At 62.0% G+C, this 19,674-nt stretch carries 19 protein-coding genes; 9 read left to right on the forward strand and 10 right to left on the reverse strand.

What is annotated here, in order from left to right:
• Nucleotides 1-95: 95 nt before the first annotated feature.
• On the forward strand, nucleotides 96-221 hold the full coding sequence (locus tag PYR65_RS08830; protein WP_276120700.1) for a hypothetical protein: 126 nt from the start codon (nucleotides 96-98) through the stop codon (nucleotides 219-221).
• A 161-nt stretch (nucleotides 222-382) separates the two neighbouring features.
• Nucleotides 383-2,092 (forward strand): 2-isopropylmalate synthase, encoded by a 1,710-nt coding sequence (gene leuA / locus PYR65_RS08835; RefSeq protein ID WP_276120701.1) that lies wholly within the window; start codon nucleotides 383-385, stop codon nucleotides 2,090-2,092.
• A gap of 96 nt (nucleotides 2,093-2,188) precedes the next feature.
• Here leuA and PYR65_RS08840 read toward each other — a convergent pair whose 3' ends face one another.
• The 4 genes from PYR65_RS08840 to PYR65_RS08855 all read right to left on the reverse strand — a co-directional run bounded on the left by PYR65_RS08840 (nucleotide 2,189) and on the right by PYR65_RS08855 (nucleotide 5,362).
• Nucleotides 2,189-3,022 (reverse strand): anti-sigma factor family protein, encoded by an 834-nt coding sequence (locus tag PYR65_RS08840; protein ID WP_276120702.1) that lies wholly within the window; start codon nucleotides 3,020-3,022, stop codon nucleotides 2,189-2,191.
• Nucleotides 3,023-3,025: 3 nt separating this feature from the next.
• Complete coding sequence (locus PYR65_RS08845) at nucleotides 3,026-3,544, reverse strand: RNA polymerase sigma factor (RefSeq protein WP_060638908.1); 519 nt, start codon at nucleotides 3,542-3,544, stop codon at nucleotides 3,026-3,028.
• Between the two features lie 198 nt (nucleotides 3,545-3,742).
• Entirely contained in the window at nucleotides 3,743-4,294 is a 552-nt protein-coding gene (locus PYR65_RS08850; RefSeq protein WP_407951287.1) for a tetratricopeptide repeat protein, read from the reverse strand.
• A 165-nt stretch (nucleotides 4,295-4,459) separates the two neighbouring features.
• Nucleotides 4,460-5,362 (reverse strand): metallophosphoesterase family protein, encoded by a 903-nt coding sequence (locus PYR65_RS08855; RefSeq protein WP_276120703.1) that lies wholly within the window; start codon nucleotides 5,360-5,362, stop codon nucleotides 4,460-4,462.
• An 88-nt stretch (nucleotides 5,363-5,450) separates the two neighbouring features.
• Between PYR65_RS08855 and PYR65_RS08860 the strand changes: the two genes are divergently transcribed.
• A complete protein-coding gene (locus PYR65_RS08860) occupies nucleotides 5,451-5,939 on the forward strand; it encodes an NUDIX domain-containing protein (RefSeq protein WP_276120704.1) in 489 nt (162 codons plus the stop codon).
• Here PYR65_RS08860 and PYR65_RS08865 read toward each other — a convergent pair whose 3' ends face one another.
• Nucleotides 5,940-6,923, reverse strand: coding sequence for a glutathione S-transferase family protein (locus PYR65_RS08865; RefSeq protein ID WP_276120705.1), 984 nt, complete (start codon nucleotides 6,921-6,923; stop codon nucleotides 5,940-5,942).
• 274 nt (nucleotides 6,924-7,197) lie between these two features.
• On the opposite strand from PYR65_RS08865, the gene PYR65_RS08870 reads away from it, so the two are divergent.
• Nucleotides 7,198-7,698 (forward strand): GNAT family N-acetyltransferase, encoded by a 501-nt coding sequence (locus PYR65_RS08870; protein ID WP_276120706.1) that lies wholly within the window; start codon nucleotides 7,198-7,200, stop codon nucleotides 7,696-7,698.
• Between the two features lie 98 nt (nucleotides 7,699-7,796).
• Nucleotides 7,797-8,969, forward strand: coding sequence for a glycoside hydrolase family 5 protein (locus PYR65_RS08875; protein WP_276120707.1), 1,173 nt, complete (start codon nucleotides 7,797-7,799; stop codon nucleotides 8,967-8,969).
• Between the two features lie 246 nt (nucleotides 8,970-9,215).
• Here the strand turns inward: PYR65_RS08875 and PYR65_RS08880 are convergent, their stop codons facing one another.
• Genes PYR65_RS08880 through PYR65_RS08895 form a run of 4 tightly spaced genes read right to left on the reverse strand, consistent with a single transcriptional unit; the run spans nucleotide 9,216 to nucleotide 16,037 of the window.
• Entirely contained in the window at nucleotides 9,216-11,285 is a 2,070-nt protein-coding gene (locus PYR65_RS08880; RefSeq protein WP_276120708.1) for a hypothetical protein, read from the reverse strand.
• Between the two features lie 10 nt (nucleotides 11,286-11,295).
• Nucleotides 11,296-14,103 carry a DUF4159 domain-containing protein gene (locus PYR65_RS08885; RefSeq protein ID WP_276120709.1) on the reverse strand — a complete coding sequence of 936 codons (2,808 nt, stop codon included), beginning with the start codon at nucleotides 14,101-14,103 and terminating at the stop codon, nucleotides 11,296-11,298.
• Nucleotides 14,100-15,020, reverse strand: a complete 921-nt coding sequence (locus PYR65_RS08890) for a DUF58 domain-containing protein (RefSeq protein WP_060638916.1) — start codon at nucleotides 15,018-15,020, stop codon at nucleotides 14,100-14,102. Before PYR65_RS08890 ends, PYR65_RS08885 begins: the two co-directional genes overlap by 4 nt.
• Before the next feature lie 3 nt (nucleotides 15,021-15,023).
• Nucleotides 15,024-16,037, reverse strand: a complete 1,014-nt coding sequence (locus tag PYR65_RS08895) for an AAA family ATPase (protein WP_276120710.1) — start codon at nucleotides 16,035-16,037, stop codon at nucleotides 15,024-15,026.
• A 167-nt stretch (nucleotides 16,038-16,204) separates the two neighbouring features.
• Here PYR65_RS08895 and PYR65_RS08900 point away from each other — a divergent pair, with 167 nt between their 5' ends.
• The 3 genes from PYR65_RS08900 to PYR65_RS08910 are packed head-to-tail and all read left to right on the forward strand — an operon-like array spanning nucleotide 16,205 to nucleotide 18,704.
• The gene (locus PYR65_RS08900) at nucleotides 16,205-16,828 is read left to right on the forward strand and encodes a DUF1285 domain-containing protein (protein WP_276120711.1); all 624 of its coding nucleotides are present in this window, start codon (nucleotides 16,205-16,207) and stop codon (nucleotides 16,826-16,828) included.
• The gene (locus PYR65_RS08905) at nucleotides 16,825-17,457 is read left to right on the forward strand and encodes a CoA pyrophosphatase (RefSeq protein WP_276120712.1); all 633 of its coding nucleotides are present in this window, start codon (nucleotides 16,825-16,827) and stop codon (nucleotides 17,455-17,457) included. The genes PYR65_RS08900 and PYR65_RS08905 overlap by 4 nt, the downstream gene beginning before the upstream one ends.
• Entirely contained in the window at nucleotides 17,454-18,704 is a 1,251-nt protein-coding gene (locus PYR65_RS08910) for a CCA tRNA nucleotidyltransferase (protein ID WP_276120713.1), read from the forward strand. The genes PYR65_RS08905 and PYR65_RS08910 overlap by 4 nt, the downstream gene beginning before the upstream one ends.
• Nucleotide 18,705: 1 nt before the next feature.
• Here the strand turns inward: PYR65_RS08910 and PYR65_RS08915 are convergent, their stop codons facing one another.
• Complete coding sequence (locus PYR65_RS08915) at nucleotides 18,706-18,891, reverse strand: DUF1059 domain-containing protein (protein WP_276120714.1); 186 nt, start codon at nucleotides 18,889-18,891, stop codon at nucleotides 18,706-18,708.
• Between the two features lie 291 nt (nucleotides 18,892-19,182).
• On the opposite strand from PYR65_RS08915, the gene PYR65_RS08920 reads away from it, so the two are divergent.
• Entirely contained in the window at nucleotides 19,183-19,593 is a 411-nt protein-coding gene (locus PYR65_RS08920) for a DUF4168 domain-containing protein (protein WP_060638921.1), read from the forward strand.
• The last annotated feature ends 81 nt before the right edge of the window (nucleotides 19,594-19,674 follow it).

A 19,674-nucleotide genomic window follows, 5' to 3' on the forward strand; every position in this document is an offset into this window, starting at 1 on the left:
TGATAATGTAGCTGCATGTGGCTACTTTTTCAATGTGAAGGGATTTGAGCTTTCCCGCACTTGCCCTCCCGTCAACGCGCAGCTATACAAACCTCATGTTGAAGACAGGCGCCATCATCGTCGAACAGGCAACCCGCGGGCAGATCGCCTTTGCGGAGCGTTCGCGCGCCTTGACCTCGCTTCTTCTTCTCGGCCTTACACGCGGTTGCCGGGTTCTTTGAAGGAGCGCCCGGTGGCCGAAAGCCCACCGGCCCCAGCTCCTTGCCTTTCCTGAATTCCAGATACGAAAAGAACCCGAGAGCCAGCATTTTGCCGTCGCAATGCGACCGTCGATCGGTTATTGCATGCGGGCCATGCGCCTCACAGATGAAGAGAAGCCGCAATGATCATGAAGTCCCACACCGTCAAGCAAGGCATGCCTGAAGCGGCGGTCAAATATCAGCCCTATCCGCAGATCAATATTCCCGACCGCACCTGGCCGGGCAAAACCATCACCAAGGCGCCGATCTGGTGCTCGGTGGATTTGCGCGACGGCAACCAGTCGCTGGTCGATCCGATGGGCCACGACCGCAAGGCCCGGATGTTCCAGCTGCTGCTCGACATGGGTTTTAAGGAAATCGAGATCGGTTTTCCGTCGGCATCGCAGACGGACTTCGACTTTGCCCGCTGGTGCGTGGAAGAGGGCAATGTTCCCGCCGACGTCTCCTTGCAGGTCCTGGTCCAGTGCCGTCCCGAGCTGATCACCCGCACGTTTGAATCGCTGCAGGGCGCCACCAAGCCGATCGTGCATTTCTACAATTCGACCAGCGAATTGCAGCGCCGCGTGGTGTTTGCCAAGGACGTCAAGGGCATCAAGCAGATCGCAACCGACGCTGCAAAGATGATTGCCGACATGGCGGCCAAGGCCGGTGGCGGTTTCCGGTTCGAATATTCGCCCGAGAGCTTCACCGGCACGGAGCTGGACGTGGCCCTGGAAATCTGCAACGCAGTCTCCGAGATCATCCAGCCGACCGCCGACAACAAGCTGATCCTGAACCTGCCTTCCACGGTCGAGATGGCGACGCCGAATGTCTATGCCGACCAGATCGAGTGGATGTGCCGCAATCTCGACAATCGCGAAAACCTGATCATCTCGCTGCATCCGCACAATGACCGCGGCACGGGCATCGCCGCGACCGAGTTGGCGCTGATGGCCGGCGCCGACCGTGTCGAGGGCACGCTGTTTGGCAATGGCGAGCGGACCGGCAATGTCGATGTGGTGACGTTGGCGCTCAACATGTTCACGCAAGGGATCGATCCGGAGCTGGATTGCTCCGATATCGAGCGGATCAAGGACGTCTACGAATATTCCAACCAGATGGTCATTCCCGAGCGCCATCCTTATGTCGGCGAACTGGTCTATACGGCGTTTTCCGGATCGCATCAGGACGCCATCAACAAGGGCATGAAGGCGATCAAGGTTGCCAACAAGCCGCAATGGGAAGTGCCCTATCTGCCGATCGATCCGCAGGATGTCGGCCGCTCCTACGAGGCGATCATCCGCATCAACTCGCAGTCAGGCAAGGGCGGCATCGCCTATATCCTGCAGCAGGATTACGGCATCAACCTGCCGCGCAACCTGCAGGTGGAGTTCCGCGAGGATATCCAGAGGATCACCGACGAGTTCGGCAAGGAACTGCCCTCAAAGGCTATCCACGGCCGCTTCATCGAGCGTTATGTCGATCAGCCGGATGCGCGCATCCGCTTCGTCGATCATCACACCTATCCGGTGGGCGAGCACAAGGGCGTGCGCGTCGTTGCGGCCGAGATTACCGACAATGGCGAAACCAAACGGATCGAAGGCAAGGGGACAGGCCCGATCGACGGCTTCATCAATGCCCTGTCGATCTATCTCGGCATCGATATGTCGGTTGCCGACTATTCGGAACATTCGCTGCAGCATGGCTCGAATGCGGCTGCTATCGCCTATGTCGAGGTGGAATATCCGGGCGGAAAGCTGTTCGGCGTCGGGATCAACACCAATATCGTCGCAGCCTCCCTCGAAGCCATCGTATCCGCCGCCAACCGGGTTCTGGAGCAAAAGGGCCGGTAATAGAATCGCTTACGAGATTCTTTAAAGGAACTGATTCAAACAAAAAGGGCCGCGTCCTCGAAGGATGCGGCCCTTTTTAATAAGTCAGCCAGGACCTCAGATTTCGGTTGAGATCGCCTCGGCAAGCTGCTGGAGCGATGGGTCGGACGATGGGCCGACCACGACATAGGATGCGGCGCGCTTCTGCCAGGAAATCATCGCGATATCGTCGCGCATGCTTTCGGTCAGCTTGCCGTCGGTGGTACCCGGCGTGCTTTTCAGGAAACAGATCGCAAACACGTCGCCGTCCTGATCCTTGTACATCAGCTGTGCCACGGGCTTTCCGGCCGCGACAAGCAGGCGGGCGCCCTGGAATGTCAGGCCCTTGCTGCTCAGGTCCGGCAGCGCAAAACTCACGCCGACATTCGACGCCAGCCAGCCTTCGATCCGGTTTCCGGCGGATGCTGGAACTTCGACCAGATGTTCCGCCGTCTGCCGGGCATAGACGCGGTGATAATCGGCGATATCGTCGAGCCAGGTGCGGGCAGCCGCCACTTCCAACTGCGGGACATTGTCCTGGCTGGTCTTGCCGATGATGAAACCGGTGGAGCCGCCGACCAGAAGCAGAACCAGGGAGGCGGCGAGGGCACGCGGCCACAGGCGCTGTTTTGCCTGGCGCGGCGTGGCGGTCACGACGCGTTCGGTCTTTGGGTTGACGCCCGGTCCCTGCTTGATCCGGCGCACCAGCGACAGCGGTACCGGATCGTGAAGAAATTCCTCGAACGCCTTGTTGCCGAAAGCATTTCCGGCCTGCAGCATTTCCAACAGCCGGCGTGCCTCGTCATCGCGCGCGATCAGCTGTTCCAGTTCCTTGCGTTCCGCATCGCTGACTTCGCCGTCAAGATAGGCCGACAGGCGAATATCGAGCGGGAGCCCTTTCGTGTTCTGCAACGTTCAGGCCCTCCTTTCCGTCGTCTCTGAAATCATCGCGGCAAGACGCAGGCGCGCGGTCGACAGCCTGCTCATCACCGTTCCGATCGGTATTTTGAGGATATCAGCAGCTTCCCGGTAGCTGTGGCCTTCGATGTTGACCAGAAGGAAAACGCTCGCCAGGCCTTCCGGCATGGAGAGGATCATTTTTTGCAGCTGGTTGGCGTAAACAGCCTTTTCGCCGGATGCCTCGATCGAAAGCTCGTCCTGCTCTGCGGCATCGACGGTACCGCCGCCGGTGCGCACCCGGCGCTTTCTGATCTCGTCGATCCATAGATTGCGTGTCATTGCGTATATCCAGCTTTCCAGCCGCCCTTCGCCGTTCCAGAGATGATTGCGGGTGATCGCACGCTCGCAAACCTCTTGAACCAGGTCATCGGCATCAGCTGCATTGCGCGTCAGTGTCATCGCGAAACGGCGCAACTTGGGCAGCACACCGACCAAGTCCCGTCTGAATTCGTTCGAGTCTGCCGCTGGACGCATTGCTCTTCCAAAGAAAACGTTCCGGATCGAGACTTTATTCGTCCGGGTCAAAATACACGCCGGTTGATATGAAACATTTGACCCTTGGTCTGCAAGCCGGGAGCGGAATGGAAGGGCAGATTTTGCCACTCGGGCGACGTTTCTCAACGTCAAATGTCAGGCCGGGCAATATGTTAGCCCGGCCCGATCTTAGTATGATCAATATTGGCGTACGCCGCCGAGCGATTGCAGCAGGGCCTGGTAAGCCCAGTTGTTTTCGCCGCCGCGGTCGCGAATTTCGATCAGCTGCGCCTTGGCTTCCTCGACCTTGCCCTGTTCGAGCAGCGCCTGGCCCATGTAGGAGCGCGCCAGGATATAGTTTTCATCCGCCTGCAGCGCACGCTTGTAAAAGCTCATGCCCAGTTCCATACGTCCGGCCTTGCGGTTGGAATAGCCGCGATAGTTGAGAATGCGGGCGCTGTTCTGGTCTTTCACGGCGTCGAGGACCGTCAAGGAGTTTTCGTACTGGCCGTCATAAGCCAGTTCGCGGGCGGCCTTGAAGAGGATGTCGTCGTCAAGCCCGCTCTTCTTGGCATCGACGCATTCCTTCCTAGTCTTGTCCCAGACCTTGCCGTCCTTGCATTCGGTGGTGGTCTTGGTCTTTTCCGGCGGCGCGGTCGTATCCTCGCCGGCGGCAAAGGCCGTCTCACTCACCGCAAAGAACGAGGCGGCTGAGAACAAGGCAATCATGGCGGTCTTGCTATGGATCATGGTCATCTCCCTGGCTGAAACTGATACCGGCAAGCCGGATTGCGCATGACATCTGCGATGTCAGCACCGTCCTTCTTACGGTCAGCCCTATGGGACGGATGACCGGCACCAATTATTTCGCAAGCATAGGCTTTTTTCGGTGCGTGGCGAGTAACGCGTGCGCGATCAGAGCCGGGTGGTCTCTGCCAACGTCACCGAGCGGCTGTCCATCGTCAGTTCGAAGCGTTCGCGGATGACGTTCCATTGTCCCGGACTGCCGGAGACCGAAAACAGGTTGAACCCCGCCGGCGGTTTCTTGCCGCCGCGCCCCTGCGAGGCCGATGCGATGCCGACGACCGGCACGGGTTTGACCTGGCCTTTGAGCGAATAGACCGTGTTAAGATGGGTATGCCCGTGCAGTACGAGCTCGGCGCCACCCGCTGTGATCGTTGCGGCGAAGCGGCGAATGCCGAGCATGCGCTTGTGCATGGATGTAGCGCCGTGGATCGGCGGATGATGGATCATCACGACGCGGAACAGACCCGCTTCACCTGCCGCACGCAGGAGATTGACCGTCTCGCGCGCCTGGCGGCTGCCGAAATAGCCGCTGGCTGCAAAAGGCGGCGTGGCGACGGCTGTCGAACAGCCGATCAGCGCCACGGGGCCGCGCACCCTCAGATAGGGAAAGCAGTGAAAATCCTCGTTCCATTCCACCGGTCCGCGCTCGCCGCGCATATAGGGGTACCAGGCGCGCGTCGTTTTCTCGTAGGCACCCGGCACATAGGCGTCGTGATTGCCGGGCACGATCGAGATGTTTTCCGGCTTGCCCGCCTCGTGCAGCCATTCCGTCACCACCTCTATCTCGCGCGAGGAGGCAAGGTTGACCAGATCGCCGGTGATCGCCAGATGATCCGGATCGATCCGCTCGATTTCGTCCATCAGCAGGTTCAGCGTATTGCCGACCAAGTGATTGCGGCGGTTGCGGTGCCAGTTGACGAAGCCGGTAATGCGTTTGGATGCAAGTTCGCGGAAAGAAAGGTCGGGCAGGGGGCCGAGATGGATATCGGAAATATGGGCGAGTTTGAACATCCCTGGTACCTAGAGCATATTCTTGAAAAAGGGAATCATTCCGGGTGTTTTATCCAGATTGGCCGATCACGAAAGGGACAGGACCCGCATGAGCGAAGCGCCGCCGGAAATGCGCAGCTGGAAATCCAGGCTGATCACCCGCGTGGTGCACAGCTATTTCGCGTTCGCGCGGGGCATGACCATGGGGGTTCGCGCTGCCTGTTTCGATGCCGAAGGCCGGGTGTTTCTGGTGCGGCATTCCTATGTGCCGGGCTGGCATATGCCGGGCGGCGGGCTGGAGCGGCGCGAGACGGCCCTGCAGGCACTCGTCAAGGAATTGCGCGAGGAGGGCAATCTTGAAATGAGCGGCCCGCCAGAACTTTTCCATGTCTATTTCAACCGGCAGACCAGCAATCGCGACCATGTGGTGTTCTATCGCTGCCGCAATGTGCGCCAGGTTTCGCCGAAGAAACCGGACATGGAAATCGTCGAGAGCGGCTTCTTTGCGCTGGATGACCTGCCCGAGGCAACAACCCCTGCGACACGCAGGCGGCTGGCGGAGCTTTCAGGGAGCACGCCGCCAGCCGACTTCTGGTAATCAGGCGGCCAGTTTTTCCCGGCCATGCGGCGCATCAAGATCGAGCACCGGCCCTAACGGCACGACCCCGGTCGGATTGATCATCGTGTGGCTGCGGTAATAATGCTCCTTGATATGGCGCATATCGACCGTCTCTGCGACGCCCGGCACCTGGTAGAGATCCTGCAGATAGGCCTGCAGGCTGGGATAATCGGCAATGCGGCGGATGTTGCACTTAAAGTGGCCGACATAGACCGGATCGAAGCGCACCAGTGTTGTAAACAGCCGCCAGTCGGCCTCGGTGATCCGGTCGCCGGTCAGGTAACGGCGGGTGGACAGGCGCTCTTCCAGTTCGTCCAGAACCTCGAACAGCGTCGTGACATTATCCGCATAGGCATCCTGCGTGGTGGCAAAACCTGCCTTGTAGACACCGTTGTTGACCGCATCGTAGATGCGCTCGTTCAACCCGTCGATATCGGCGCGCAGGTCCTGCGGATAGAAATCGTCGTTCGATCCCGTCAATCCGTCGAAGGCCGAATTGAACATGCGGATGATTTCCGAGGATTCGTTGGACACCATCCTGTTTTCTTTTTTGTCCCAGAGAACGGGCACGGTGACACGGCCGGAATAATGCGGATCGGCCTTCACATAGACCTGCCAGAGCGCTTGCGCGCCAAACAGATGATCGACGGTGCCGCCGATCTCATTCTTGAATTCCCAGCCCTTTGACAGCATCAGCGGATCGACGATGGAGACGGTGATCAGGTCTTCCAGCTTCTTCAACTTGCGGAAAATCAGCGTGCGGTGCGCCCAGGGACAGGCGAGCGAGACGTAGAGATGGTAGCGCCCGGCCTCCGCCTTGAAGCCGGCTTCGCCGGTCGGACCGGCCGCGCCGTCGGCGGTAATCCAGTTGCGGAACTGCGAGGCCGCCCGCTTGAAATGTCCCTTGGTTTCCTTCGTGTCGTACCAGACGTCCTGCCAGACGCCGTCAACCAGCATGCCCATTATCGATCTCCTGCGGCCAGAGCGCCGCCTTTTCGTGAATTCATGATCCATAGATAGTACAACCGGCCGGCGCATATAGTCCGCAAAAGCTGAACAGTGCGTTTTAGGCTTTGACGCGGCGCATTTTTCTGCTATCCGGCCAAGCAGAATTTTTCTGAACACGGATCAAAGCTGATGTTTTTCCCGGGAAGCCCACGACGACGCTGATGCTGCAAACGCCCTTGAGGGCGACGCCATCATATTTTTGTCTCGTAGGCCCGGTTTTCCGATGTTCATGAAAAAGCACGATCTCGTCTATCTCACCGAAGACGCTTCCCACGACGCAGCCATCGAAATCATCAATGAAGAAGCTTTCGGCCCCGGCCGGTTTGCGCGTGCAGCCGCCCGCATCCGCGAGCAGGGGCCGCACGATCTGGCGCTATCCTTCGTCTGCGCCGACGATGGCGAAACGATCGCCTCCGTGCGGATGACGCCGGTCATGGCGGGATCGGTCAAGGGGCATCTGCTCGGACCGCTCGCCGTTCGTCCGTCGCACAAGAACCGCGGCATCGGCCGCGAGCTGGTGCGCATTGCGGTCGAGGCGGCCCGGCGCAAGGGCTCGCACTGCGTCATCCTCGTCGGCGATCCGCCCTATTACCAGCCGCTTGGTTTCGAAAAGGTCGCCTATGGCGCGCTGACATTTCCGGGGCCGGTCGATCCCAACCGGGTCCTGGTCGTGCCGATGGCTGAGGACGTCCATGCCGGCCTGAAGGGTGATATCCACTGGCGGGCATGATGTGCCCGGCGGGTGTTTCCGGCGGATAACGCCGCCTGTTTCCCAATTCCGCCACAGTGCCTGCGAATATCCCGGTCATCACAACCGGGATATTTTGAATGCGCCTGCTGCCCTCCGTCCTCGCCTCGCTTCTCCTTGCCACGTCCGCCTCTGCGGCCGATCTGATGCATTTCTGGGACGAGCCGCAGCATGGCGGCAACAGCTTCAACCGGCTGCCACCGGACGAGGCCTATTTCGAAGCTCTGAAAGGCTATGGCGCCAGCTGGGTGCGGTTGTCCTACGACAAGTGGAAACCGGAAAAACGCGATTTCCTGATCGGCGATGCCGACAAATATGAGGGCATTCCGGCGGGCGATCTCGCCGTGCTGAAGGCGGCGCTCGACCGGGCTGACAAGGCGGGGCTGAAGGTGGTGATTACGCCGCTGTCGCTGCCGGGCATGCGCTGGGCACAGAATAACGGCGATCGATTCGACGGCCGCCTCTGGCAGGACAAGGCGTTCTGGGCGCAATCTGCCGCCTTCTGGACGGATCTGGCCGCAGCCCTGAAGGATCACCCGGCTGTCGCGGCCTACAACATCATCAACGAACCGGCTCCGGAAAAGAACAATGGCGTTGCCGAGCACGGCAGCCGTGAAGCTATGAAGGCCTGGTACGGCAAACAGGCCGGTACCGCACGCGACCTGCCGGCCTTCTACGACACCGTCATCAAGGCTATCCGCGAAGCCGATCCGGTAACGCCCGTCATGGCGGATGCCGGCTGGTATGCCGCAGCCGACGCTTTCAGCTATTGGCCGGGAGCGCTTGCCGACGGCAAGGTGCTCTACAGCTTCCATATGTATGAGCCCTATGCCGCCACCAGCGCGCCGAACATGAAGCGCGACAAGCCCTATGCCTATCCCGGCAAGGTCCCGTTCGCAGAGACGGAGGAAACCTGGAACCGGGACCGCGTCGCCGCCTATCTTCAACAGCCGGTCGATTGGGCCGACAGCCATGGCATCCCGCGCAACCGCATGGTCGCCGGAGAATTCGGCTGCATGCGCCGCTGGGACGGCTGCAAGACCTATCTCGAAGATGTGCTGACGTCGCTCGATAACAGCAAACTGCACTGGGCCTTCTACAGCTTTCGGGAGGACAGCTGGGACGGCATGGACTACGAGCTGGGCTCGCAGAAGGTCAACTGGAAGTACTGGGAGGCGATCGACGAGGGCAAGCCAGATCCGGTCAAGCGCAAGGCTGGACCGGAATTCGAGCCGATCCGGAAGAGGTTGTAAGGGGTGCCGCTCTTCGCTTAAAATCAGTGTGAATGACGGCCTGTGAAAACTCTCCGTCATTCCTGTGTCTGTCACAGGAATCCAGCCACGGCGCGTCTGCGCCGTGAGGGGATAGTTACTCCGCTTTCCGGAAGGGTCTTGCGCGCCACGGACGCGGCGCACTGGATTGCTGCGACAAGCACAGGAATGACGGAGGCGTTGAGGCTCTCGATGCGGCAAGCCGAGGCGAACCTCAGCCCCAATTTCCTACCGCCCCTCACGGTGCCACGTGGCCGAGAGCACGAACAGCAGGGCGGCCAGGCCGAGGAAGCCGGCGAACAGCGACAGCGAATTGATGCCTTTCAGCACCGTTTCGTCGGTCATGCGCAGCGACATGCGCTGATCATCAGCGACGCGGACGGTGCCGCGTACCGGCAGGATCTGCGGCACATCGACCGGGCCATCCGCGCTGGCGAGGCGCTGGACCAAGCCCTTGGTCTTTTCCGCCCAAGGGGCAAGCGTCTGCGTGGTCGAGATCGTCGCCTTGAATTCGGGCGCATCGACGCTGCCGACATGAACCAGCGTGTTCAGTTCGCCATTGGTGATATCGAAAAGCCCGGTCTCGGTGGTGCGCACGCTGGCCTTGTAGAGACCCGGTTCGCCCTCCGCCAGCGTGATCTCCTCGGTCTTGCCGGACGGATAGGTGAGCGTTGCCAGGCCCGGATCGCCGGCAATCGTCTGCCGGGCGATTTCGAGCGTGCGGCCGCGCGCATGCGCCGTCAGGGCCTCTTCCTCCAGCGCCGGTTCCTGCATCAGCCAGTGGGCGGTGCGGCGATAGAGCGAAACGCTCGGGCCGCCGCCCTCAAAGCCGCGTGCCCAGAGCCAGCCCTGATCGGAAAGCAGCATGGCGACGCGGCCCTTTCCGACGCGGTTCAAGACGAGCAAAGGCTTGCCGTCGGCCGCCTGCATCACCGTTTGGCCGAGCGGCGGTGCGACATCCACCGTACGGAACCAGCGGCCCCAATGCGGCGGTTCGCTATCCGCACCTTCGAGCCCACGAGTGACCGGGTGTTTCTTGCCTTCGTCCGACAGGCGCGGATAGAAGGCCTTTTCGTTCATAAAGCCGGTCGGGCTTGCGGGGAGAACGGCCGACAGAGGCGTCGTCGCGATGGAGTCATCGCCGGCATGTTCAGGTCCAGCGGCAATCAAGAGCGCGCCGCCGTTTTCGACATATTGGGCGATATTGTCATAGTAGAGGATCGGCAGCACGCCGCGATGCTGGTAGCGGTCGAAGATGATCAGGTCGAATTCCTGGATCTTGTCGACGAACAGTTCGCGGGTTGGAAACGCGATCAGCGACAATTCGTTGATCGGCGTACCGTCCTGCTTTTCCGGCGGCCGCAGAATGGTGAAATGCACGAGATCGACGGCGGCGTCGGATTTCAACAGGTTGCGCCAGGCGCGTTCGCCGGAATGCGGCTCGCCCGAAACAAGCAGCACGCGCAGGTTTTCCCGGATGCCGTCGATGACGTGCACGGCGCGGTTATTGGCCTGGGTTACTTCACCATCCACCGGCGCCACGGCAAATTCGAGGATATTGTTGCCACCGCGCGGCACCGTGAACGCGAAGGGCACATCGGTGCCGGGCTCAGCCATTTCGGTGGCGATCTGGTTGCCGTTGAGGCTGACGGTCACTTCCGCCGTGCCGCCGGGCGCCTGGCCGTCATCGGCGATGCGGAACGTCACCTTCTGTTCCTCGCCGACAATGCCGAAGCGCGGCCCGCTGACGATCTCGACGCGCCGGTCGAATTCGTCGGGCCTGCCGGTGATCAGGCCATGGATCGGCGCATCGAAGCCGAGCGGCTGGTTGATATCGGGAACGTCATGGATCTGGCCGTCGGTGATGAAGATCGCGCCGCCGACGCGGGCAGGCGGCACGTCTGCCAATGCCGTCTGCAGGGCCGTGAACAGCTTGGTCGATGGCGTTTCGGTATTTTCGTCATCGGCGGCTTCGACGATGCGCGCCTCGATCTGCGGGAATTTGGCCAGCCGCTCTTTCAGCGTCGCCAGCGCCTGGTCGGTCATGGCGCGGCGGCCGGCATTGTCCTGGCTCTGGCTGCGATCGACGACGACACCGACGATGGTGGAGAGCGGTTCGCGCTCCTCCTGGAAGAACACCGGATTGGCTATGGCAAGGCAGAGCGCGGCAAGCGCTGCGGTGCGCAAAGTGGCGCCCCGCACGCCGCGCCAGAAGCCGAGCGCTGACAGAAGCACGGCGGCAAGCGCCAGTCCGGCAATGAAGGGCCAGGGGAGTAGGGGCTGGAAATCGAGTGTCATTTGCGCACCCTCACTGGCCAAGCCGTTCGAGCAGAGCAGGAATGTGCACCTGGTCGGCCTTGTAGTTGCCGGTCAGCATATACATCATGATGTTGACGCCGGAGCGGAAGGCAAGTTCGCGCTGCTGCTCGTCCGGCGGCACAGTCGGCAGAAGCGGCATGCCATTGGCGTCGATCGCCCAGGCGCCGGCAAAGTCGTTGCCGGTGATCATGATCGGCGAAACGCCATCGCCGGACCGCGCCGGCCTGCCGGTCGGTTGCGCGCCATTGTCGGGCTGAGCCTCGATCCACAATGGACTGCCATTGTAGCGGCCGGGAAAATTCGACAAAAGATAGAAAGACTTGGTCAGCACGTTGTCGGTCGGCACGGGCTCCAGCGGCGGGATGTCGAGATCGGCCAGGATCGCCTGCAGCCGCTCGGAGTTGGGGCTGCTGCCGGAGGCCGACGAGAGCGAGGAGAACTGGTCGCGTGTGTCGAACAGCACGGTGCCGCCCGAGCGCATATAGGCATCAACCCGGCTGATCGCCGCCTGGCTCGGCATCGGCGCATTGGCTGAAATCGGCCAGTAGATCAGCGAGTAGAACGACAATTCGTCGGCGGCAATGTCGAGACCGATCGGCGGGCCGGGTTCCAGTGTCGTGCGATAGGTGAGGAAGTCGGTCAGGCCCGCCAGCCCGCGTTCGGAAAGACGATCGACCTCGGCCTCGCCGGTGATGACATAGGCAAGATGGGTCTTGTCCAGCTGCCGCATGATAAGGTCGTCGCCGGGCTTGCTGTCATCGGCCAGCGACTGGCCGGGCATTACCATCAGCGCGGCTGCGGCGATGGCCAGGACGACGGCGGCAGCGGCCGGCATTTTCCAGCGGGCAAAGGCGCCGCCCATGAACAGGACGATGGCGGAATCGATCAGCAGCAGAATGAGGGCTGCGGCAAACAGCGACGGTTTCAGCGACCAGGCCTCGGCGCCGATCAGCGGCTCGGATGTGTAGGGAATGGACAGGCCGCTGGCATCGATCGGCGTCAGCGTGGTGTCGCGGGGCAAAAGGTTCAGCGCGGTAAATCCTTCTTCCGAACCATAGAGACCGGGCGGGTGCTCGGTGCTGGAGATAGGGGTGATTCCAGCGGCAATATCCAGAGGCCGCGCCTTGCCGGTCTCGCTGATCAGCACGCCATCGGCATTGAGCAGGCGGTAGGGCGCCAGCGTCTGGCCGGTTGCCGCGCCTTCGCTGGCCACGCCGCCGCTGCGTGACAGTTGCACGCTCCGGCGCAGCATCTCGACGAAATCGCCGGAGATCGGCAGGTTCGACCAGGTTGCTTCGGCGCTGACATGAAACAGGATGATGCGGCCTGAGCCTTGCGTTCGCGTAGTCACCAGCGGCGTACCATCGGCAAGGCTTGCCCAAGTGCGCGACGACAGGTCGGCGGTCGGCTCGGCCAGCACCTGCCGCTTGACGAGGATGCCCTCCGGGCGCGGCATGCCGGCAAATGGGCTGAGCGCCGGATAATCGGCAAGTGGCTGCGGCTCGGACCAGGAGAGGGCGCCGCCCAGCGCGCGCTCGCCCTGGCGCAGCGTCACCGGAACCAGCGGATCGTCGGCGGGAGCGGCAGCCAGACGCGGACCGGCAAACCGCACCAACGTGCCGCCGTTTTCGATCCATTTGGTGATCGGCGCATAGGTTTCTTCCGGCAGGCGGCCGATATCGGCCATGATCAGCATGGACGGCTTTTGCGCCAGAAGCTCGGGGATCGAGACCGCCATATCGGCTTCGTTCGGCTGGATCAGATCCGCATAGGGGGCAAGCGCCCGGTTGATATAGTAGAGCGGTGACAAAAGCGGCTGCGACTGGTCGCGGGCCTCGCCGCTCAAAAGCGCGACGCGGCGGCGGCGAAAGCCGTCGTCCAGCAGGAAGGTGGCGCCGGCCGTGGCCTGGCCGTCGATGGCGATGCGGGCAAAATCGTTGCGCAGTTCGAACGGGGCGGCGAGCGTGCCCCGGGCCACGCCTTCGCCGGCGGCAAAGGCTACGGAGCCGTTGGCGATCGCACGCCCGCGCGTGTCATAGGCGGTGACCGGCACTGTGCGGGCCGCGGCCGTATCGAGACGGGTGGCGCTCACCACCATCGATTCGGCGTCATTGGCGGAATTGCTGATGGCCACGGCCTGATCCTTGCCGCCTTCGATCAGCCTGAAATTTTGCGGCGACAGCGCTGCAAGCTCGGTCATGACCTTATCGCCCGCCGCCTCGATGCCATCGGACAGGAAAGCCAGCGTTCCAGGTGCTGTTCCATCCAGCGCAGTCCTCAGCGCGTTGACGGCTGCGGCGCGGTCGGGGCGCAGCGGCTGCGGTGCTGCAGCGGCCAGGCGATTGCGGGCGCTGACGGCCGATCCGGGCACGGCGTTGTGGTCCTGATCGGCCGTGAAGACGACGGAGACCGGCAGGTCGCGTTCCTCCGCATCGCTGATCAGCGCATCGGCGGTCTCGACTCGGCGTTGCCAATCGGTCGATGTGGCCCAGCTGTTGTCGATCACCAAAGCCAGCGGGCCGTTGCCGGCGAGCGTGTTGGAGCGTGGATTGAATACGGGGTCGGCGATGGCGAGAATGATGGCGGCGGCCATCAGCATGCGCAAAAGCGTCAGCCACCACGGGCTTTTCGAGGGCGTTTCCTCGCGTTTCAGCACGCTGGCCAGAATGCGCAGCGGCGGAAAAACTTCCGTGACCGGCTTTGGCGGCGTCATGCGCAACAGCCACCAGATGGCCGGAAGCGCAACAAGCGCGGCCAGCATCAGCGGGTTGGCGAAGATGAACGGCAGGAAGCTCACAGCTGGCCTCCATGGGTGGCGCGTCCGGGCATGCCGGACAGATACATATGCACGGCCACCAGCGCTTCGGAGGCGAGATGGTCGGTGCGGTGCGGCGTAAACGTCCAGCCGAGATGGCGCAGGTTTTCGCCCAGGCTGTCACGCCGTGCGATATAGGCGCGGCGATAGTCGTCGCGGATAATCTCGGCGCGCCCGGCCGTCAGTTTCTCGCCGGTTTCCGGATCAGTGAATTCGGTGCGGCCCGCATAGGGAAAGCTTTCCTCCGCAGGATCGGCAATCTCGATGACATGGCCGCGCAATCCGCGCCGTGCGAGCGGGCCGAGCTGCGCCATGATCGTATCGGCGGGATCCAGAAAATCGCCGATCAGTACCAGGTCGCTTGCGCCGCGGATCATCTGCGTCTGCGGCAGGCCGCCCGAAAGCGGCGTATGCATCAGGGCCGTCGCCAGCCGTTCGGCCGCGTTTCTGGCCGAAACCGGCTCCATCACACCGGGGCAGCCGATCCGCTCGCCGGAGCGGGCGAGAATCTCGGCCAGGGCGAGCATCAGCACCAGCGCCCGGCTTTCCTTGGAGACCGAGCCGAATTTCGACTTGTACATCATCGACGGCGAGAGATCGGCCCAGAGCCAGATCGTGTGGGCCGCCTCCCATTCGCGGTCGCGCACATAGGTATGATCGTCGCGGGCGGACCGGCGCCAGTCGATGCGCGACAGGCTTTCGCCATCGCTGTAGGGCCGGAACTGCCAGAAATTCTCGCCGATGCCGCGCTTGCGGCGGCCGTGCCAGCCGGAAATCACCGTGTTGGCGATGCGCTTTGCCTCGACCATGCAGTCCGGGATTAGCCGGGCACGGCTCTGCGCACGGGACAGGACTTCTCCGGATGGCGTTGGCTCAACGATTTGGCCTATGGCAGCCATTCATTATCCCTTGGCTTGCTTGACCAGGCCGGTGATCACGTCGCGGACCGACATGCCTTCGGCGCGGGCGGCAAATGTCAGCGCCATGCGGTGCTGCAGCACCGGTTCGGCCAGCGCCATGATATCATCGATGGAGGGTGCCAGTCTGCCGTCATAGAGCGCACGGGCACGCGCGCACAGCATCAGCGACTGGCCGGCGCGCGGGCCGGGGCCCCAGGCGACGTTCTTGTCGGTGCCGGCATTGCCGTTGCCGGGGCGGGCCGAGCGCACCAGCGCCAGAATGGCATCGACCACCTTTTCGCTGACCGGCATCTGCCGGATGAGCTGCTGGATTTCGCGCAGCTTGGCGGCATCGATGACGCCCTGCGCCTCGGATTCATGCGTGCCGGTGGTTTCAAGCAGGATCTGCCGTTCGGCCGCAAGCTCGGGATAGCCGACATCGACCTGCATCAAAAAGCGGTCGAGCTGGGCCTCGGGCAGCGGATAGGTGCCCTCCTGCTCCAGCGGGTTCTGCGTCGCCAGCACATGGAAGGGCTGCGGCAGGTCGTTGCGCTGGCCGGCCACGGTGACGTGATATTCCTGCATGGCCTGCAGCAAAGCCGACTGGGTGCGCGGGCTGGCGCGGTTGATTTCGTCGGCCATCAAAAGCTGCGTGAAGATCGGGCCGGGCACGAAGCGGAAGGACCGGCGGCCGTTTTCATCCTGGTCCATGACTTCGGATCCGAGAATATCCGAGGGCATCAGGTCGGGCGTGAACTGGATGCGGCTGGAATTGAGGCCGAGAACTGTGCCGAGCGTCGAGACGAGCTTGGTCTTGGCAAGGCCGGGAACGCCGACCAGCAGCGCGTGGCCGCCCGACAGCACCGCCAGCAGCGTCTGCTCGACGACGCTTTCCTGGCCGAAGATCACCTTGCCGACTTCCTTGCGGATCAAAGCGATCTCGTTCAGCGCCTTTTCAGCGGCAGCAATGATCGCCTTGTCGTCGGTCGCGCCGTCTGTCGTTTTCATCACACCCATTGTCTGTCTCCAGTGGCCGGCAACGGTGCCGATTCGCGAAAAACGCGCTTTTCGTCTCAGTTTTTCAATCTATGCACTGCGCGGTGGCTGACAAGACGGGGGCAACGCACTATCTCGTGAGCAAGTGCTCGATAAAAAGCAAGAATAGGGCCAAACGGGACGGAACGATGGCGGATGCGGAAATAGATCAGGCGGGTGACGCGGCGGGACTTGCGGCGCTGATTGCGCGCGCGGCCGGCCAGACCAACGGCCAAACAAAGGGATTACCCCCGGTTGAGCGGTGGAATCCGCCCTTTTGCGGCGATATCGACATGGAAATCCGGGCTGACGGTACCTGGTTCTACATGGGAACGCCGATCGGCCGGCAGCCTTTAGTGAGGCTGTTTTCCACGGTCCTGCGCAAGGATGAGGACGGCAAGACCTATCTCGTAACTCCTGTGGAAAAACTAGGCATTCGCATCGCCGATGCTCCTTTTATCGCCGTCGAAATGAATGTGACGGACCATGATGGCGCACCCGTCCTGACCTTTCGCACCAATGTCGGCGATGTCGTCGAGGCGGGGCCGGACCATGCCTTGCGGTTCGTCGTGCATGGCGAAAACCGTGAGTTGAAGCCCTATCTGCACGTGCGGGGCAGGCTGGAGGCGCTGGTGTCGCGCGCGGTGATGTATGATCTGGTGGCGCTCGGCGAGACGGTCGAGATCGATGGCACCGCGATGTTTGCCGTGCGCTCCGGCGGTGTGACCTTTGCCATCATGCCGGCGCAAGAACTTGAAGCTTTGTCTGAATGACCGGGCCACTGTTTTCAGCCGATGACTTTCGCCGCCGCGCGCTGCAGCAATCGGGCAGTCCGGATGAGGAGGCGTGGCGCGATCACGGCGACTTCCTGCTCAATCCGGATACGGTTCCCTATCTGGAAACTTTGAAGCTGAGGGATGCCGCCGTTCTCGTGCCTGTCATCGACGATGGCGACGAGGCGCGGGTGATTTTTACCCGGCGCACGGCAACGCTGCGCAAGCATTCCGGCCAGGTGTCGTTTCCCGGCGGCGCGATCGATCCGGAGGATGACACACCCGAGCGCGCGGCGCTGCGCGAAACGGAAGAGGAAATCGGCCTGGACCGCCGCTTTGTCGAGACCGTTGGCAGGCTGCCCTATTATATGGCGATGTCGGGCTTTCGCATCACCCCCATTCTGGCCGTGGTCCAGCCCGGTTACGATCTCATTCCCAATCCTGCGGAGGTCGCTGCGGTCTTCGATGTGCCGCTCTCCTTCCTGATGAACCCCGACAATCACGGCCTTGGCCAGGCGACCTGGAAGGGTGCCGAGCGGTATTTTTACAGCATGCCCTATGGCGAGCAGCATATCTGGGGCATTACTGCGGGCATCGTCCGCATGTTGTATGAAAGGCTTTACGCATGACCTCCGTTGCCACCGAGGCCTGGTTTTCGGCGCCGGCGCTGACACGCGTCTTTGAACTCCTCAATGCCGATGGCGGCGAGGTCCGCGTCGTGGGGGGCGCCGTGCGCAACAGCCTGATGGGGCTTGCCGTCGCCGATATCGACATGGCGACCACGCTTTTGCCGGATGTGGTGGTGGCACGTGCAAAAGCCGCTGGCATCAAGGCGGTGCCGACCGGCATCGAACACGGAACGGTGACGCTGGTCATTGACGGCAAGCCTTACGAAGTGACGACGCTGCGCCGGGACGTGGAAACGGATGGCCGCCATGCCGAGGTTGCATTTGGCACCGACTGGACGGTGGATGCCGAGCGGCGCGACCTGACGGTCAATGCGCTCTATGCCGATGCCAGGGGCGAGGTGATCGATCTCGTCGGCGGTCTCGCCGATATCGAAAAACGCAATATCCGCTTCATCGGCAATGCCAGCGAGCGGGTGGCGGAAGACTATCTGCGGGTGCTGCGGTTCTTCCGGTTCTTTGCCTTTTACGGCTCGGGCCGCCCGGATGCCGATGGTCTTCGCGCCTGCGCGCAGGCCCGCTCGAAGCTGTCGACCTTGTCCGCCGAGCGCGTCTGGTCGGAATTGAAAAAGCTGCTATCGGCTGAAAATCCTGGCCGGGCCCTGCTGTGGATGCGCACCTCCGGCGTGCTGACGGAGATTCTGCCGGAAAGCGAAAAATGGGGCATCGATGCGATCCCCGGCCTGATTGCGGCCGAGCAGGCTTTCGGCTGGCAGCCCGATCCGCTGCTGAGGCTGGCATCGATCGTTCCGCCGGATACCGAACGGCTGGAGACCATGGCCAAGCGGCTGCGGCTGTCGAAGGCCGAAGCCGCTTATTATTCCGCCTGGACCAAGGCGCCGCGCCTGCCGGCCGAGATTGCCGATACGGCATTTGACAGGCTGCTTTACCGCAATGGCGAAAAGGGATTGGCGACCGCGCTGCGGCTGGCGCTGGCCTCGTCGCGGCAGAAATCCGAAAGCGATCCGTCGCTGCTACCGGAGACGGCAAGGCTGCAACGCCTGCTGACACGGGCGGAAAAATGGCAAAAGCCGAGCTTTCCGCTGACGGGCGCGGATGTACTGGCAACCGGCGTTGCGGCCGGACCGCGTGTGGGCGAGATTTTGGCGCAGCTGGAAGACAAATGGGTGGATGGGAATTTCAACGCCGACCGGGCAACGCTGGTTGCCCGGCTTCAATCGATGATCTGATTTAGGCGACCTTCGCCTCATCGACGATGCGCGCCTTGATATTATCGACCATATTTTCGCGAATCAGCGTTTCTCCATGCGTCGAGCGCATATGCTCCACGGCGCGGCGAACGACTTCGGCGTCGCTGTCGGCGTGGGTGTGCCATTCGCAGCCGGGCACGAGGGTCCCGCATTCAAACAATCGCATGATGCTCCTCCTTGCGTTTGCACGTTCCCCTTGGCCTGAATTGCCCAGCGGGACGCTGCGACTATAACCGAAAATTGCACTCGATGGTTCCGCCGATAGCCGGATCGCGTTCACAATAAGGGTGGAGATGGCGACGCGATACCCGTGTTCTGAACGCGACATGGCCACGAAGCTTCCTTTTCAGGGTCACATTGTCGCCCGATCCGTCCGCAACCCTTAAGGCCGGGGTTCGCCCCTTTCGGAAAGGACGGTGCAAATCGTCTTGAGACTGACTTAAGGAAGGACACGCATATGACCATTCGCCACATGCCCGTTGCAGCGCTGACCGCTGCCGCTCTCAGCCTGATCGTCATCAGCTCGCCCGCTTTTGCACAAAGCGCTGCCGAACCCCAGGGCACCCAGCCGATGCAGGGCACGGCACCGGCTGCCATCAGCGACCAGAAGATCGAAGCCTTCGCCGTCGCCTATCTGCAGGTGGACAAGGTGCGCCAGGACTATGCCGCCAAGATCGGCGCCGAAAAGGATGCCGTCAACAAGCAGAAGCTTCAGAACGAAGCCAACAAGCAGATGATCAATGCGGTCGAGAAGTCGCCGGACATGTCGCTTGACGAATACAAGACCATCATCACCGCCGCACAGACCAATCCGGATGTGGCCAAGAAGGTGCAGGATAAGCTCAAGACCAGCGATACCGCCCAGTAGCGGCGTCAAGAGGCCGGGGTTTGGGGCAGGGCAGGTCGGGTCCTGCTTCCAGCGGATTTCCATCAGAAAGCCCTATAGAAA

The sequence above is a fragment of the Pararhizobium qamdonense genome (genome assembly GCF_029277445.1).
GTDB lineage: Bacteria > Pseudomonadota > Alphaproteobacteria > Rhizobiales > Rhizobiaceae > Pararhizobium > Pararhizobium qamdonense.